Here is a 14,900-nt window from a genome sequence, read left to right as displayed (position 1 = left end):
GACCCGTGTTCGACGCGCTCAGCGTTGTCGCGCTGCGCTGTTACGGGACAGCAGTAGTGCCGTGTGCTCGGCGTCGGCGGGCCGGCCCAGCAGAAATCCTTGCACCAGATTGCATCCCGCTGCGGTGAGAGCGTCGAGTTGCGCCTGCGTCTCGACGCCTTCGCCCACGACGGTCACGCCGTAGGCTTTCGCCAGTGACACGATGGCGGTCAACACTTCTCGTCCTCGCTCGGTGTCGAGAGCGTCGATGTACGTTCGGTCGATCTTGAAGCTGCCGATCACCGGGAATCGTTCGAGGTAGGCCAGGCTGCTGTAGCCCTTCCCGACATCGTCGAGTGACAACGCAACTCCCATCTCGTGGAGTCTCGCCAAATTGGACGCAACCGTGCCGGTGTCGGCGAGCCATTCCGTCTCGGTGAGTTCGAGAACGATGCCGTCAGCGTGCGCACCTGTGGTGAGCAGGGCGGCAGCCACTCGATCGGGAAAGGCCGGGTCGCGCAGTTGCAGCGCGCTGATGTTGACGCGCATGCCGACGCAGCCCAGCCCGCGCCAGTCGACGAGTTGTCGACAGGCGGTGGTGAGGGCCCAATCGTCGAGAAGCGTTGCCACACCCGTGCGTTCGGCCACGGCAACGAATTCGGACGGTTCGATGGGACCGAGATTCGGGTGCTGCCAACGCGCCAGAGCTTCGACGGAAACGATGTGTCCGGTCTCGACGTCGATCACGGGTTGGTAGTCCAGTGTGAGGTCGCCGGAGGCCACGGCGCGGCGCAGGTCCACCGACATGGAGCGCACCCGGTCGGCGTCGTAGAGGTCGCTCGAGTCGAAGACGGCGTGCCCGGCCCTGGTGTCCTTGGCGCGGTACATCGCCAGGTCGGCCGATCGAAGGAGCTCGCGTCGGGTCGAGCCCGCAGTGGACACCGCAACTCCGATGCTGGCGCTCACCGGAATCGGGTCGTCGCCCTCGTCTTCCGCGGTAGGGGCCGCGAGAGCGGAACGGATGCACTCGGCGACGCGTTCGGCATGTGCGACGTCGTCGATGTGATTGCAGATCATCAGGAATTCGTCGCCGCCGAGCCTGGCCACGGTATCGCCGGGTCTCGCGGTCGCGGCCAGGCGGCGTGAGAAGTGCACGAGTGCGCGGTCTCCGACGTCGTGGCCGAGGCTGTCGTTGATGATCTTGAAATCGTCGACGTCGAGCAACAGCAGGGCCACTCGGCCGCCGGTGTCCGCGACCTGTGCGAGCGCAGTGTCGATCGCGTCGTACGCCACCGCCCGATTCGGCAGTTCGGTCAAGGGATCGTGCGCGCTGCGCCAGCGCAGCTCGCGGTCGAGTTCCACTCGTTCGAGTGCAGCGGAGAGCACTCCGGCGACTGCGGAGACGAATGCGATGTCTCCGTCGCCGAAAACGTGTGGTTCCCGGCCGAACAGGATCAGTACGCCCCACAGCCCGGCACCGATGGTGATCGGAACGGCGGCACCGCTGCGAAAGCCCAGGGCAGCCATGGCCGAGGTGTCGAATCGTGTTTCGGATTCGACGTCGGAACACACGGTGATCGCCCTTCGCGCCAAGGCATAACCGGTCAACGACCCGTCGCCGGTGGCAAGCACGAAATCGTGTGGGAGCGTGCGGGTGATCGCGTCGATGGACAGAAGCGGGTCGGTCGAGTCCTCCGAACGTCGGGCCAGGGCCGCAGACTCGACGCCCACCAACTTGGCCGCCGTGCTCGTGGCCGCAGTCAGCACAGTATCGAAGTCCGCCGTGACGGCAAGTGCGCTCAATTCGGCCAGTGCCCGTTGCTCGACTGCGATTCTCTCGGCCGACACAGCCGCGGCCAGCAGGTCCAGATCGCGCTGGTGGCCACGGGTGCGGTCGCGGACGATCGTGGCGATCAGGTCGGGTTCTGGCCCGGAACGTCGAACGACGAACGTGGACAGGGCAACGGGAATGCCCGCGCCGGAGACGAAGTGGCGTAATTCGGTACGGCCCTGCCAGTGACCGGTCGTCTGCAACGCATGTTCGACGTCACCGGAGACTTCGAGCCCGCGGGCCGTGAAGAAATCTGCTGTGAACAGGCCTGTCGACGGCAGTTCCTCCAGGCCGACCAGGCGGAGGCCGACCGGATTGACGTCGATCACGCTGCCGGAGAACGCGGACAGGGCCACCATGTCGGGCGATTCGTCGAACAGGGCGCGGAGAACGAGCGGATCGAAGCCGGGATCCTTCATCGATGTCCGTTTCGCACTCGTCGCAGCGACGAGTCGGTGGGCGACGCCACCGACCGCTCGCAGAAGTCAGCGGAGTTGCTGTTCCCTGCACACAGCATGGCGGTGCGCGCCCGAGATGACAAACACGCCGTTTTTCATAACGCATGTACTACGTCCGGGTCCGCACTGGCGATGTGCGGACCCGGACGCGAATCGGGCGGTCTTTTCTCGAGGTGACGAGAGCCGGCCTCTATTTCGCCAGAGCCTCGGCGATGGTGACGACGCGCGTGGCCATGTGAGTCAGCGCTGCGCTGGTTGCGTCGTCGAGTTCGTTCTTGTTCTCGGGTCCGGTGACGTGGCTGACGCCGTAGGGGTTGCCGTCGGCGAACTTCAGTCCGTCGGTGTATCCGGGCGGAACCAGGATGCCGCCGAAGTGCATCAGCGAGGTGTAGAGACCGATGAGCGTGGTCTCCTGGCCGCCGTGCGCGGTCTGGCTCGAGGTGAAGGCGGCGTATGCCTTGTTCGCAAGTTCACCCTTGGCCCAGTAGCCGCCGAGCGAGTCCATGAAGTTCTGGAACGGTGCTGCGGTGCTACCGAAACGCGTCGGAGATCCGAGGATGACGCCATCGGCCCAGACGATGTCGTCGCCGCTGGCAGCGGGAAGATCCTTGGTTGCCTCGTAGTTGGCGGACCAGGCGGGGTTCTCGGCGAAGGTGCTGGGGTCGCGCGTCTCCGCGATGTGCCGCACGCGTACTTCGGCTCCAGCCGCCGTCGCTGCGTCGGCGAGCTTGTTCGCCATCGTGGATCCGTGGCCGGTTGCGGAGTAGTAGATGATTGCGATCTTCGTCATCGATGAGACCTTTCGTCGGGTGGACATCCGAAGTAGTTGCGATGTCAACTGTATTCGATGGTACCCACTATGATTGTTGTGTCAACTACTCGCGGTTGTCGGTTGTCCGATCCGTGGGCAGCGTCGATAGTGGTGCCATGACCGTGCGCAATGCCGAGGTACCCGACGACGTCTTCGCGGACGTGAAGAAGCAAGTCTCCCAGTTCGTCCGATCGCGGGTGGTTCCGCGTGAACTCGAGATCATGAACGCCGATTCGATTCCCGACGATCTCCGGAGACAGTCCGCCGAGATGGGGTTGTTCGGATACGCGATTCCGCAAGAGTTCGGTGGTCTCGGCCTGAACTTGATTCAGGATGTCGAGATTGCCATGGAGCTCGGCTACACCACACTGTCGTTGCGGTCGATGTTCGGCACCAACAACGGAATCGCGGGCCAGGTGCTCGTCGGGTTCGGCACCGACGAGCAGAAGGCAACGTGGTTGCCCGGCATGGCGGCCGGCGACGTCGTCGCGTCGTTCGCGTTGACCGAGGACGGTGCCGGCTCGAACCCGGCAGGGTTGAGAACGACGGCAGTAGTGGACGGTACTGGCTGGATCATCAGCGGAAGCAAGCGCTACATCACCAATGCGCCCATCGCGGACCTGTTCGTCGTGTTCGCGCGAGTGGACCCGAAGCCGAACAGCGGCAACGGGATCGCGGTGTTTCTGGTCCCCGCCGACGCTGCGGGTGTCGAGGTCGGTGACAAGGACGCGAAGATGGGTCAGCAGGGAGCAGGAACCGCGGATGTGACGTTCACCGACGTCGAGGTCGACGCCGACGCTCTGGTGGGTGGCAACGGTGACATCGGATACCGGGCGGCGATGACGTCGTTGGCGCGCGGCCGCGTCCACATCGCAGCTCTCGCCGTCGGTCAAGCGCAGCGTGCCCTGGACGAATCCGTCTCCTACGCTGCGTCTTCCACGCAGGGTGGCGAGCCCATCGGCAATCATCAACTCGTCCAGGCGATGATCGCCGACCAGCAGACGGGAGTCATGGCAGGCCGGGCCATGGTGCGTGAGGCTGCCCGGGCCTGGGTGGAAAACGCCGATCGACGGATCGCGCCGTCGGCGGTGAAGCTGTTCTGCACCGAGATGGTCGGCACAGTTGCCGACCTTGCCGTCCAGATCCACGGCGGCGCGGGGTATATGCGCGGCGTTCCCGTCGAGCGAATCTATCGAGATGTCCGTCTTCTCCGCCTGTACGAGGGAACCAGCGAAATTCAGCGGCTGATCGTCGGCGGCGGCTTGATCCGTGCCGAGCAGAAGCGGAATCGTTGACCACACTCATCCCGCGTGGCTGTCGCAGGTCAGGTGAGCGCGCGCTGCGCGGCGACCCGGTCTGCGACCGTGCTACCGATAGCGGAGATCTCGGCAGCGAGTTCCGCGCGACTCCTGGTGTCCGACCCGTATACGAAGTTCGTGGATCCCACTGTGGCACCGCAGTATTCGATGATGCCGCGTTCGATCTGCGTTCGAATGGCCTGGTGGACGCCATGGCGCTCGAAGCTGTCTGCATCGTCTCCCGCGACGACGACCAGATGGATGGTGAGTCGGTCCAGCTTCTTCACGAATACTCTGTCCCCGTATTCGTAGGCCCAACCCTCGACGAACACGCGGTCGATCCAGCCTTTCAGTAGCGCCGGCATCGACCACCAGTACATCGGGAAGACGAGAACCAGGTGTTCGGCGCGGTCGATCCGTGTCTGCTCCTCGGCTACATCGGACGGTGTGCTCCCGTTTCCACGAAACAGGCTCAGATCTGCAGCCGAAAATCGTGGATCGAAGCTCTCCGCGGCGAGATCTGCGGTCTCCACGGTGGTGCCCGTGGATCGGATGGCCTCGACTACGGAGTGAGCGACCTGATGGGTCAGAGAGTGCGGGTCGGGATGGGAGACTACGACGAGCGTGTTCATGGCTGTTCCTTCGGCTGGGGAAGATCGGCTATGTACGAACAGTAGGTTACTATTAGTACATAAGCAAGGAGGTGGCGGAATGGCACGGACGAGGCTGTCGCGCTCCGATCGAAACGCACAGTTGATCGAGGTGTCCTGGGCTCTCGTACGCGCCGAGGGGGCCGACGCGTTGACTCTCGGACGGCTCGCAGAGCATGCCGGTGTCGCGAAACCGGTGGTGTACAGCCACTTCGCCTCCCGCGCCGAACTTCTTGCCGCTCTGTTCACCGAATTCGATGCCAGGCAGGCGGCGATGCTGGAGGAATCTCTCGACTCGGCACCCATGACGGTCCGCGGTCGGGCGAAGGCCATTGCCGACTCCTACGTGGGGTGCACATTGGCCCAGGGGAGGGAATTGACGGGTGTGCTTGCCGCACTCGAAGGTTCGCCCGAACTCGAACAGGTCAAGCGCACCGCCGAGCGCGCCTACTTCGAGCGGTGTCGGGAGATTCTGCGTCCGTTCACCGATGCCGACGGCATGTCCACGCCATCTCTGACCGCCGTCTTCGGTGCCGCAGACGCGTTGTCCCACGGTGCCGTATCCGGGTCACTCACACCGGCCGAAGCGATCGGGGAGTTGACCGATCTGATCGTCGCCGCGGTCGCCAGGTCCTGAACTCGGCCCGCCGGATCTGTCAGACGGTGGCGGCCGCCGATTCGGGCGCACGACGGTGGAATGCCGTCTCGGCCTCGAAGGCATGCGCGACCCGGAGCAGCAGGTGATCGGCGCGGTCGGCGGTGACGATCTGCAATCCAACCGGAAGACCGGAGGAGCTGAAGCCGCCGGGCATCGACAGTGACGGTAGGCCTGTCGCCGAGATCAGCGAAGCGGCCCGCATCCAATCGAGGTAGTTGTTCATCGGGGTGCCGTCGACGACGGCGGGGTACTCCTCGTCCGCGGGGAACGGAAGTACCTGAACGGCAGGCGCGATCAATACGTCGTATCGCGAGAAGAACTGCCGCACTGCAGTATCGAGATTCTTGCGAGCGGTGTTGGCGGAGATCATGTCTCGTGTCGTGAGCGCCATTCCCTTGTCGACGTTCCACTGCACGGCGCTCTTGATGCGGTGCCGGTGTTCGTCCAACAGGTGCCCGTAGGCGGTGGCGAAGTCGAAGGCACGCGTCGTCTGGAACACCTCGTCCGCGTCGGACAGGTCCGGGCAATCGACGTCCACACTGGCACCGAGTTGCTCGAACACGTGCAGTCGGCGGCTCAGGACGTCGATCACCTCACGGTCGACGGGTACGCCGAGACCGAAATCCGTTGTCCACGCGACTTTCAGCCCACGCAGCGAGCCGGCTTCCTCCGAGCGGTACGAGTCGTCCAGCGGGAGACCACGAGGACTGGACGAATCCGGACCGGCGAGTGCGCGCATCAGAAAGCGCACGTCCTCGATGTCGTGCGCGAGCACGCCCTGCCGAGCGATCCAGGCCCACGGGTTCTTGGCGGGCAGCATCGGAATTCGGCCCAACGACGGCCGGTATCCGACGAGGTTGCAGAACGATCCCGGAGTGCGCAGCGACCCGCCCATGTCCGACCCGTCGCCCGCCGGTTGTATCCCGGCGGCGATGGCGGCGGCGGCACCGCCACTGCTGCCGCCGGCACTGCGAGTCGGATCGTACGGATTGGTGGTGGTACCGAACAGCGGATTGAAAGTGTGTGAACCTGCAGCGAATTCGGGAACGTTGGATTTGCCGGTGGTGTTGACACCTGCGCGCTTGAGGCGGGCGATGATGCCCGAGTCCTCGGTGGGGACGTTGTCGGCCAGAATCGGCGAGCCGAAAGTCGTGCGCAGACCGGCGGTCAGGTGATTGTCCTTGTGCGTCATCGGGACGCCGTGCAGAACGGGCAGTGTCTCGCCGGACACCGTTGCGCGGTCCGCTGCACTCGCACGTTCGGTCGCCCCATCGATGTCGAAGGTCACGATCGCGTTGACGACAGGGTTGACGTCGTCGATGCGAGCCAGATGCGACTCGAGCGCCTCGCGGGCCGAGATCTCGCGATCACGGATGTGTGCCGCGAGCGCGCGCAGGGACAGTGACTGAATGTCGCCGGTCATGAAACTCCTCGCTTCGATCCGGATCGGCCGGAGTTGTTGTCGGAAGCCTGTTTCAAGACTGCACCACCGCGCGGAGCCCACCGGGCTATCGTCGTCCATTGAGCTTTTTCGCCGTTGGATTGGCGGTTTCGCTCAGACGGCCGAAAATTTCACACATGCAACATATCGGCAACGTGAACCGACTTGAGTGAGCAGGACATCCGAGCCCGGGGCTCGGTCGCAATCCGACGGTATGCGAAAGAGAGTCAATCATGTCCAGTCAGATCGACGGTCCACCGGCAACTGCGGATGCGCCCGAAACACGAATGCCCTGGGGGCTGAAGACACTGTTCCGTCTCGTGTCCAGCATCGAACGCGTCGGCAACAAACTGCCGCACCCCTTCCTGCTGTTCTGGCTTCTGGCCGCAGTGCTGGCAGTGGTCAGCGCGATCCTGGCCGCGCTCGGCACCGGGGTGGTGCTACCCAGCACCGGTGAGGTGTCGATGGTTCGCAGCCTGCTCAGCAGTGACGGCGTAGCCATGATCTTCGGGACGGCACTGGACAACTTCGCGGGGTTCGCGCCGCTCCCCATCATCGTGACCGTCATCCTCGGCGTGTCCGTCGCCGAGCATTCCGGTGTGCTCACCACGCTGCTGCGCGCCACCATCGTGAAGCTGCCCGCCAAGTGGGTGACGTTCTCGGTTGCCTTCGCCGGGACCATGTCTCACGTCATGTTCGACGCGGCATTCATCGTCGTCCTTCCGCTGGCGGCAATGGCGTTCAAAGCAGCGGGCCGAAGTCCGGTACTGGGCATGATGGTGGCGTTCGTGGCCATCGCCGGTGGCTACAACGCGTCACCGTTGATCACACCCAGCGATGCCATCATGTCGTCGTTGACGACCTCCGCCGCTCAGATCGTCGACGCGGACTACAGCGTGACCCCCGTGGACAACTACTTCTTCAGTCTCGCGTCGTCCCTGGTGATTTCGATCTTCATCACCCTGGTGGTGGAGTTGGTGATGGCCAAGCACATGAATCTCGATGCCGACGAGGGCGTCGAGGACGGCGCAGAAAAGCTGGCACTCGATCTCGAGCCGATCGAGAAGAAGGGAATGCGCCGCGCCGGAGCAGCTTTGGCGGTGTACGTGGCCGTCGTCGTCGCGGCACTGCTTCCTCCCTCGTCGCCGCTGCGTGGTGAGGACGGCGGGTTCGTGCAGTCGATCGTGCTGCAGAACATCGCGTTCTTCATCGCGATCGCCTTCGTCCTGGTCGGATGGGTGTACGGACGCACCACCGGCAGTCTTCGGCAGCTCCGTGAGATTCCGGAATCGATGGCCGTCGGCATCAAGACCCTTGCTCCGATCCTGGTGCTGTTCTTCGCGATTTCGCAGTTCCTCGCCTACTTCAAGTGGACCGGCATCGGCAACGTCGTCGCAGTCGAGGGCGCGGAACTGCTGAAAGCCGGGGGATTACACCCCCTCGTGGTGTTCGCCATGATGCTGGTGCTGATCTCGGTGATGAACCTGCTCGTCACCAGTGGTTCGGCCATGTGGTCGATGCTGGCCCCGGTTCTCGTGCCGATGCTCATGTACATCGACGTCAACCCCGAAACCACCCAGGCCGTCTACCGAATCGCCGATTCCTGCACCAACGCGATGACCCCGATGTCGGCCTACTTCGTGCTCACCCTCGGACTCATCCAGCGCTACAAGAAGAATGCAGGCATCGGTACCCTCGCCTCGTTCACCATCCCTGTCGCGCTGGGCATGCTGATCGTGTGGGCGGCGTTGTTCGCAGTCTGGTACATGCTCGGCATCCCGCTCGGCCCCGGCGCACCGATCCGTTGACCGCAGTGACTGCCGCGTCGTACCGGATCAATACAGGTACGACGCGGAGTCCGCGGCCAGCAGACGGTTGCCGCTGCGTTTGGTGGCCCGCAGAATCGACACGACCGAGATCGCGTCGGCCAGGGCGGCCCAGTCCGACGCAGTTGTCATGCGATGCAACGCCATTCGGTCCGGGCACGCGAGGTTGACGAGCAGACTGTCCGAGCCCGCGAGGGCCACCGCGTATCGAACCTCCGAATGTGCGAGCAAGAGCTCGACCAGTGCTTCGTGGTGTCGAGGCGGAACCTTGACCCAGGCAAGGGCTTCCGCCGAATACCCCAGCAGCGCCGGCTCGACGACCACCCGCAGTCGGGATTTGTTGGTCTGTTCCAGAGTGTCCATGTGGCGTCGGACAGTGTTCTCGGTAGCGCCGACGACGCGCGCGATGTCCGAGGTGGGCGTCCGGGCATCCTCGGCCAGGACGCGCAGAATGCTGCGGTGCAGGGTCGAGATCTCCGGTCCCACACGGCCGTCCGGTTGGTAGCCCTCGTGTACGGGAGGCGTCAGAGCCGCGATCTGATGCGAATTGAGAATCGCCGGCCGCCACTCGCGGACCGAGCGATAGACCCGCGTGATGGGATCTACCCGAATGCGTCTGATCCCGGTGATGCCGGGTAGGTCGTCGAGCATCAGATCCGCCAGATGGGCATCGTCGACCAGGACTTCGGCGACGCATTCCTCGTGCCCCGACGTGGCGTACACGAACATCGTGTCGTCGCGGCGCGCCAATCCGACTGCAACGGCACGTGCCATACCGACGTGACATCGAGCTCGCAGAACGACCGCGCCTGTCGCGCCGATGACGCCGACCACGCGCACGTCCCCGGAATCGAGTAGTTCCTTGCCGCGTCGGGTGACGGTGCGTTCGGGTTCACCGAGCGCCTCGGCGATGCTGACCCAGGACGCCCGGGGATTGACCTGCAGCGCCGCCGTGATTCGGCAACTCAGCGAGTCCAATTCGTCGGAGCGCTGCCTCATGCGTACACCTTCGCTCGTCGTGCCGAATCGGGTCGGCCGGTGCAGAAACAGGTTCGGTGCCCGAGGATCACCTGTCGATCCTCGGGCACCGGTACCGCGAAGTCCAGCTCAGAAGATTCCGCTGTACGCGTTGAGGGCGGGCTGACCACCCAGGTGCGCGTAGAGAACGGTGGAGTCCTTGCCGATATCGCCCTGCTGAACCAGATCGATCAGTCCGGCCATGGACTTGCCCTCGTACACCGGGTCGATGATCACGCCTTCGAGACGGCCGGTGAGCTTGATTGCCTCGATCGTGGAGTCGACGGGAATTCCGTAGTAGTCGCCGGCCCAGCCTTCGAGGACGGTGATCTCGTCGTCGCGAAGATCGCGTCCCAGTTCGATGAGTTCTGCTGTGTTACGGGCGATTCGGGCCACCTGGTCGCGGGTCTGAGCGATCTTGGCGGACGCATCGATGCCGATCACTCGACGTGGCCGTTCCTGCCCGGCGAACCCGGCGATCATGCCGGCATGCGTCGACCCGGTCACGCTGCACACGACGATCGTGTCGAAGAAGACGCCGAGCTCCTCTTCCTGCTTCTGTACTTCGTACGCCCAGTTGGCGAAGCCCAGTCCGCCGAGCTTGTGGTCGGAGCCGCCTGCGGGAATGGCGTAGGGCTTGCCGCCCGCTCGCTCGACGTCCTCGATGGCCTTCTGCCAGCTGTCCTTGAATTCGATTCCGAAGCCCGACGGATCGAGGCGGACATCTGCACCCATGATGCGGGAGAGCAGGATATTGCCCACCTTGTCGTTGACCGAATCCGGCCAATCGACCCACTTCTCCTGCACGAGAACTGCTTTGAGTCCGAGCTTTGCGGCGACCGCCGCCACCTGCCGCGTGTGGTTGGACTGCACGCCACCGATCGAGACCAATGTGTCGGCACCCTGGGCGAGAGCGTCCGGGACGATGTACTCGAGCTTGCGAGTCTTGTTGCCGCCGTAGGCCAATCCTGCGTTGACGTCTTCTCGCTTGGCCCAGATCTTGGCCCCGCCGAGGTGCGCGCTCAGTCGTTCCATCGGGTGAATCGGGCTCGGGCCGAAGGTGAGGGGATAACGCTCGAAGTCCGCGATCGCCACGTGGTTCTCCTTTGATCGGTGTGTCATGCAGGATGCAATATATCGCATACTGTACGTGGGATGCCTCGCCAGCGAAAGCGGTGGGCTACGATATTTTGCATGCCGGTCCCCGTCGAGCTCGGAAAACACAAGCGCTCGCTGCTACGTGACAACGCCTATGTCTCGATTCGCGACGCCATCGTCGACGGCACCTTCGCGCCCGGCGAGCGGCTGCGGGATGCCGAACTCGAGCAGTGGCTCGGAGTGTCGCGTACACCTATTCGCGACGCCATGGCCAGGCTGGAACTGGCGGGCCTCGTACACACACAGCCCGGGCGTTCGACCATCGTGTCGACCATCGAACGCAAGGCGGTGCTGGACGCGCAGGCGGTCGCGGCATCGATGCATGCACTCGCGGTCCGGACGGCTGTACCGCTGATGAACAAGCGCGACATCGCCGCGATGCGTCGCGCCAACAAGGATTTCGCCGCCGCATTCACCCGAGGCGATGTGGACCTCGCGCTGGCCGGCGACGACGCGTTCCACGCAGTCGCCGTCGAGGCGAGTCAGAATCAGGTCGTGGTCACGGTTCTCGAGCAGGTGACGCCGAGCCTGCGTCGACTCGAACGCCTACGGTTCGCCTCGCTGGTGGGCCGCGATTCGATAGCCCAACACGAACGAATCATCACGCTGTGCAGTGAGGGTGACGCGGACGGCGCGGCCGCTGCCGTGCAGGAGAATTGGGAGTCGTTGTCTTTGCTCGTCGATCACGAGGACGGAATACCGGGAAACTGACACCGTCGAACGCCGGCGAAAAGTGGAGTGGCCGCGCCGCATCGGCGGCATAATCGGCCCATGGCCGACTTCAACGAGATCATCATCGACGAGTTCCGAAGCAACAATGGCCACGTGTCCACGGCCGGCTTCGGTGATTCGCTCGTTGTTCTACACACGATCGGTGCCAAGAGCGGCGCGGTGCGGCTCAACCCGCTCATGGCGATTCCTGAGGGAGAGAGCTGGTTGGTGGTCGGCTCGGCTGCCGGGTCACCGAAAGATCCAGCGTGGGTGCACAATCTGCGAGCCCATCCGGCCATCGACATCGAGACACCCGGGGACGGAGGCATTCGCACCGTTGCCGTCGACGCCGACGAGATTCCGGAATCCGAGTGGGACCGGCAGTGGCAGAAATTCCTCGACGCATCGGACGGATTCGCGAAATACACGGAGACGGCCGAGGGCAGGCGGTTTCCGATCTTCCGTCTGACCCCGACCGCCCGATGAATCAGTTCTGCGTGTCGTCCTCGGGCGGGTGTGGGACGTTCTCTTCGTCGACGTGAGCACCGACTGCAGCCTCGTCGGGAGATTCTTCGCGCGGACCGTCGTTGCTGCCCTCGGATGGGATCTCTGCACCTGCATCGGTCGGCATGGTCATGAGCACTCCTGATCGTCGGTCGGTTGGTTGCTGCGCTCTGCATGCCCCGCTTCCGGTGGACTCAACCGTCGAGCAGTCGATTCCTCTTGACTAGCATCGTCAGGTATGGGACCCGATCGATCGATGACAGCTCGCGACCTCACACAGGCGATTGCCGAAGCGACGAGGTCATTCTTCGCACCGTCCAGTCTCGACGAAACCCTGCGCGGCGTGACGGAGAGCGCCCGATCTCTGATACCCGCGGTCGATTGCGCCGACATTCTCGTGGTGGCGGGGCCGAAGAAGTACCAGTCGCACGCCGCGACCAGTGAGCTGCCGGTTCGCCTCGACGCTATGCAGGAACGCCTCGACGAGGGGCCGTGCATCGACGCCGCACGAAGCGAGCTGTTCGTGCGGTGCAACGACTTCCGCTCCGATTCCCGCTGGCCACGTTTCGGTCCGGAGGCGGTGGGAGCAGGGGTTCTCAGCAGCCTGTCCTTCCGCCTCTACACCAACGAGGACACCATCGGGGCGCTCAATCTGTTCGCACTGACCAGTGATGCGTTCAGCGACGAGGACGAGGAACTCGGTCGCGTGCTCGCAACCCACGCTGCGGTGGCGTTGTATGCAGCGAACAAGACCGAGCAGTTCAAGTCCGGCTTGGCTTCACGGGACATCATCGGCCAAGCCAAGGGCATGTTGATGGAGCGGTACGGTATCGACGCGGTACAGGCGTTCGACTTGATTTCACGGCTGTCGCAAACCCAGAACGTCCCGGTGGCCGCCTTGGCCGCAGAACTCGTCGACCTCGGTTCCGAATCGAACAAGGAACGCTCGTCCAGATAGGCTCGCCGGCTGTTCACACCGTGTGCCGACGAGAGGGTGCAGTCGGCGGCACCGGATGGTCGTGAGTCGAGCCGGCTTGCTGGGTCGACCCGGCGTTCGCTGTCGACCCGGTCTGTGCGGTTGCCTCGTAGACGCGTGAGGTGTCCTCGGCGATGCGGTCCCACGAGAAGCGAGATTGCGCACGGTCGGAGCCGGACACTCCCAGCTCGAAACGCCTGGACTCGTTGCGTACCAGCAGGGCCAGCTCTCGTGCCAAGCGACGACGGTCGCCCGGCCTGATCGAGCGGCCGGTGACCCCGTCGATCACCAACTCTCCGGCGTAGCCCACTCCGTATGCGACGACGGGAAGTCCGCACGCCATGGCTTCGAGGGTGGCGATCCCTGCCGATTCGGTCGGGGACAGGCAGACGAACACGTCGGCCGACCTCAACAGCGACGACATGTGGCGATGGCGGACCGGGCCGGTGAACACCGTGCGCCCGGCCATGCCGTGTGCTGCGGCGACCGTGCGTAGCTGCGCCACGCCGCTGGAGTCGCGTGGCTCGCCGCCGACAACGACCAATTCGGTGTCGTCGAGTTTTCCGAGCAGTTCGATGATCGTCGATACGTCGGCGTCCGACCCGACGGTCGCCACCCGGCACGCGGCACCGCTGCGTGGTGCGGTCGGTCCGGATGGATCGAAGTCACTCAGATCCACCCCGGTCGGGACGATGGACACCTTGGCTCTGGCGACGCCCATCCGCGTCAACATGTCGGCCTCGTCGGGGCACGACGCGATGATGCGGCTCGCCGATCGAGCGATCTTCTTCTCCATGGCCGCCCGGGGAACCACCGAATCGGTGCCTGCCGTCGGGGGCCCGGATCGGTCGGTCGCGGCGAGACCGTGGAACGACATCACCGTGGGGACGCCCGTCGCGCCGGCGGCCAGTACGGTTGCCAGCCCCGATACCCATGAATGTGCATGTGCTACATCGGGTTTCGTTCGGAGCAAGTGATCGCGGAGCGAGGAGGCGAACGCACTCGTGTGAGGAATCGATTCCTCTTCGGTCATCGGGACAGCAGGCCCCGCAGACAGGTTGACCACCCGGTAACCGTCGGGGGTGAGCAGCTCGTCCTCGTGATCCGGGTTCTGCTTCCTGGTGTACACATCGACTCGGGTGCCGGCGCGGGCCAGCGACGAGGCCAGCCGATCGAGCTGGGCAGCCGATTGTTCTGCCTCGATGCCGGCCGCATCATTTATCGGACTCACGTGTTCGGAGACAAGCGCAACGTGCATATCGATTCGATCCCTGATGGGTTCGCACGGCCCCTTTCGGGCGCATAGCCCGGCACCGGTGAAGGGTGTGGGATATGCCGACCCGATTTTGGAGTCAGCGTGCTCGAGACGCGGCCAGAACGGTCATCGCAACTGGGCGTCGAACACCACCCTATTACGTGCAGCCGCGTTGCGAAACCTCACACGAGGGAGTTGCCATCGCTGGAACGCTCACAACGGGCCGAACCGACGTGCCTTGCGGCCGAAGCGGGGAGCGTGTTCGGTACGGCTACCGGGCACTGGATTGCGGTCGGTTCAACCGTCAACCGCCGACAATCGCAGCAG

General features: G+C 64.2%; 14 protein-coding genes. 6 read left to right on the top strand and 8 right to left on the bottom strand.

Going from position 1 to position 14,900, the window contains the following annotated elements; all coding sequences use genetic code 11:
- Positions 1-18: 18 nt before the first annotated feature.
- Together JLZ96_RS09125 and wrbA are read right to left on the bottom strand one after the other, a co-directional pair.
- Positions 19-2,229 (bottom strand): GGDEF domain-containing protein, encoded by a 2,211-nt coding sequence (locus tag JLZ96_RS09125; RefSeq protein ID WP_201009884.1) that lies wholly within the window; start codon positions 2,227-2,229, stop codon positions 19-21.
- A gap of 229 nt (positions 2,230-2,458) precedes the next feature.
- Entirely contained in the window at positions 2,459-3,058 is a 600-nt protein-coding gene (gene wrbA / locus JLZ96_RS09120; RefSeq protein ID WP_032367317.1) for an NAD(P)H:quinone oxidoreductase, read from the bottom strand.
- A gap of 137 nt (positions 3,059-3,195) precedes the next feature.
- Between wrbA and JLZ96_RS09115 the strand changes: the two genes are divergently transcribed.
- Positions 3,196-4,374: an acyl-CoA dehydrogenase family protein gene (locus JLZ96_RS09115; protein WP_201009883.1), complete on the top strand. Its 1,179-nt coding sequence runs from the start codon at positions 3,196-3,198 to the stop codon at positions 4,372-4,374.
- Between the two features lie 29 nt (positions 4,375-4,403).
- Here the strand turns inward: JLZ96_RS09115 and JLZ96_RS09110 are convergent, their stop codons facing one another.
- Positions 4,404-5,009, bottom strand: coding sequence for an NAD(P)H-dependent oxidoreductase (locus JLZ96_RS09110; protein WP_094662096.1), 606 nt, complete (start codon positions 5,007-5,009; stop codon positions 4,404-4,406).
- A 79-nt stretch (positions 5,010-5,088) separates the two neighbouring features.
- Between JLZ96_RS09110 and JLZ96_RS09105 the strand changes: the two genes are divergently transcribed.
- On the top strand, positions 5,089-5,664 hold the full coding sequence (locus JLZ96_RS09105; protein ID WP_032381506.1) for a TetR/AcrR family transcriptional regulator: 576 nt from the start codon (positions 5,089-5,091) through the stop codon (positions 5,662-5,664).
- A 19-nt stretch (positions 5,665-5,683) separates the two neighbouring features.
- Here JLZ96_RS09105 and JLZ96_RS09100 read toward each other — a convergent pair whose 3' ends face one another.
- Complete coding sequence (locus JLZ96_RS09100) at positions 5,684-7,108, bottom strand: amidase (RefSeq protein WP_201009882.1); 1,425 nt, start codon at positions 7,106-7,108, stop codon at positions 5,684-5,686.
- A gap of 251 nt (positions 7,109-7,359) precedes the next feature.
- Between JLZ96_RS09100 and JLZ96_RS09095 the strand changes: the two genes are divergently transcribed.
- On the top strand, positions 7,360-8,934 hold the full coding sequence (locus tag JLZ96_RS09095; protein ID WP_080729091.1) for an AbgT family transporter: 1,575 nt from the start codon (positions 7,360-7,362) through the stop codon (positions 8,932-8,934).
- A gap of 27 nt (positions 8,935-8,961) precedes the next feature.
- On the opposite strand, the gene JLZ96_RS09090 is transcribed toward JLZ96_RS09095, so the two are convergent.
- Together JLZ96_RS09090 and JLZ96_RS09085 are read right to left on the bottom strand one after the other, a co-directional pair.
- Complete coding sequence (locus JLZ96_RS09090) at positions 8,962-9,951, bottom strand: Lrp/AsnC family transcriptional regulator (protein WP_037219067.1); 990 nt, start codon at positions 9,949-9,951, stop codon at positions 8,962-8,964.
- Positions 9,952-10,059: 108 nt separating this feature from the next.
- Positions 10,060-11,064 carry a 1-aminocyclopropane-1-carboxylate deaminase gene (locus JLZ96_RS09085; RefSeq protein WP_027495701.1) on the bottom strand — a complete coding sequence of 335 codons (1,005 nt, stop codon included), beginning with the start codon at positions 11,062-11,064 and terminating at the stop codon, positions 10,060-10,062.
- Positions 11,065-11,163: 99 nt separating this feature from the next.
- Here JLZ96_RS09085 and JLZ96_RS09080 point away from each other — a divergent pair, with 99 nt between their 5' ends.
- The gene (locus JLZ96_RS09080; protein WP_201009881.1) at positions 11,164-11,838 is read left to right on the top strand and encodes a GntR family transcriptional regulator; all 675 of its coding nucleotides are present in this window, start codon (positions 11,164-11,166) and stop codon (positions 11,836-11,838) included.
- Positions 11,839-11,898: 60 nt separating this feature from the next.
- Positions 11,899-12,324 (top strand): nitroreductase/quinone reductase family protein, encoded by a 426-nt coding sequence (locus JLZ96_RS09075; RefSeq protein WP_032369160.1) that lies wholly within the window; start codon positions 11,899-11,901, stop codon positions 12,322-12,324.
- A gap of 1 nt (position 12,325) precedes the next feature.
- Here JLZ96_RS09075 and JLZ96_RS09070 read toward each other — a convergent pair whose 3' ends face one another.
- Positions 12,326-12,475 carry a hypothetical protein gene (locus JLZ96_RS09070; protein ID WP_167328339.1) on the bottom strand — a complete coding sequence of 50 codons (150 nt, stop codon included), beginning with the start codon at positions 12,473-12,475 and terminating at the stop codon, positions 12,326-12,328.
- 105 nt (positions 12,476-12,580) lie between these two features.
- Here JLZ96_RS09070 and JLZ96_RS09065 point away from each other — a divergent pair, with 105 nt between their 5' ends.
- A complete protein-coding gene (locus tag JLZ96_RS09065) occupies positions 12,581-13,300 on the top strand; it encodes a GAF and ANTAR domain-containing protein (RefSeq protein WP_032389103.1) in 720 nt (239 codons plus the stop codon).
- A gap of 13 nt (positions 13,301-13,313) precedes the next feature.
- Here the strand turns inward: JLZ96_RS09065 and JLZ96_RS09060 are convergent, their stop codons facing one another.
- Positions 13,314-14,549, bottom strand: coding sequence for a glycosyltransferase (locus JLZ96_RS09060; protein ID WP_201009880.1), 1,236 nt, complete (start codon positions 14,547-14,549; stop codon positions 13,314-13,316).
- Positions 14,550-14,900: the final 351 nt, after the last annotated feature.

This window comes from Rhodococcus sp. NKCM2511 (assembly GCF_014905595.1).
In the GTDB taxonomy this organism is placed as follows: Bacteria; Actinomycetota; Actinomycetes; order Mycobacteriales; family Mycobacteriaceae; genus Rhodococcoides; species Rhodococcoides fascians.
This window is presented reverse-complemented; position numbering and strand designations above follow the sequence as displayed.

What these genes read in the sequence shown, in the direction of transcription:
- JLZ96_RS09075 (WP_032369160.1), top strand. Translation starts at nt 11,899, where the DNA reads ATGGCCGACTTCAACGAGATCATCATCGACGAGTTCCGAAGCAACAAT.
- JLZ96_RS09110 (WP_094662096.1), bottom strand. Translation starts at nt 5,009, where the DNA reads ATGAACACGCTCGTCGTAGTCTCCCATCCCGACCCGCACTCTCTGACC.
- JLZ96_RS09115 (WP_201009883.1), top strand. Translation starts at nt 3,196, where the DNA reads ATGACCGTGCGCAATGCCGAGGTACCCGACGACGTCTTCGCGGACGTG.
- JLZ96_RS09095 (WP_080729091.1), top strand. Translation starts at nt 7,360, where the DNA reads ATGTCCAGTCAGATCGACGGTCCACCGGCAACTGCGGATGCGCCCGAA.
- JLZ96_RS09125 (WP_201009884.1), bottom strand. Translation starts at nt 2,229, where the DNA reads ATGAAGGATCCCGGCTTCGATCCGCTCGTTCTCCGCGCCCTGTTCGAC.
- JLZ96_RS09065 (WP_032389103.1), top strand. Translation starts at nt 12,581, where the DNA reads ATGGGACCCGATCGATCGATGACAGCTCGCGACCTCACACAGGCGATT.
- JLZ96_RS09105 (WP_032381506.1), top strand. Translation starts at nt 5,089, where the DNA reads ATGGCACGGACGAGGCTGTCGCGCTCCGATCGAAACGCACAGTTGATC.
- JLZ96_RS09070 (WP_167328339.1), bottom strand. Translation starts at nt 12,475, where the DNA reads ATGACCATGCCGACCGATGCAGGTGCAGAGATCCCATCCGAGGGCAGC.
- JLZ96_RS09090 (WP_037219067.1), bottom strand. Translation starts at nt 9,951, where the DNA reads ATGAGGCAGCGCTCCGACGAATTGGACTCGCTGAGTTGCCGAATCACG.
- JLZ96_RS09100 (WP_201009882.1), bottom strand. Translation starts at nt 7,108, where the DNA reads ATGACCGGCGACATTCAGTCACTGTCCCTGCGCGCGCTCGCGGCACAC.
- wrbA (WP_032367317.1), bottom strand. Translation starts at nt 3,058, where the DNA reads ATGACGAAGATCGCAATCATCTACTACTCCGCAACCGGCCACGGATCC.
- JLZ96_RS09080 (WP_201009881.1), top strand. Translation starts at nt 11,164, where the DNA reads ATGCCGGTCCCCGTCGAGCTCGGAAAACACAAGCGCTCGCTGCTACGT.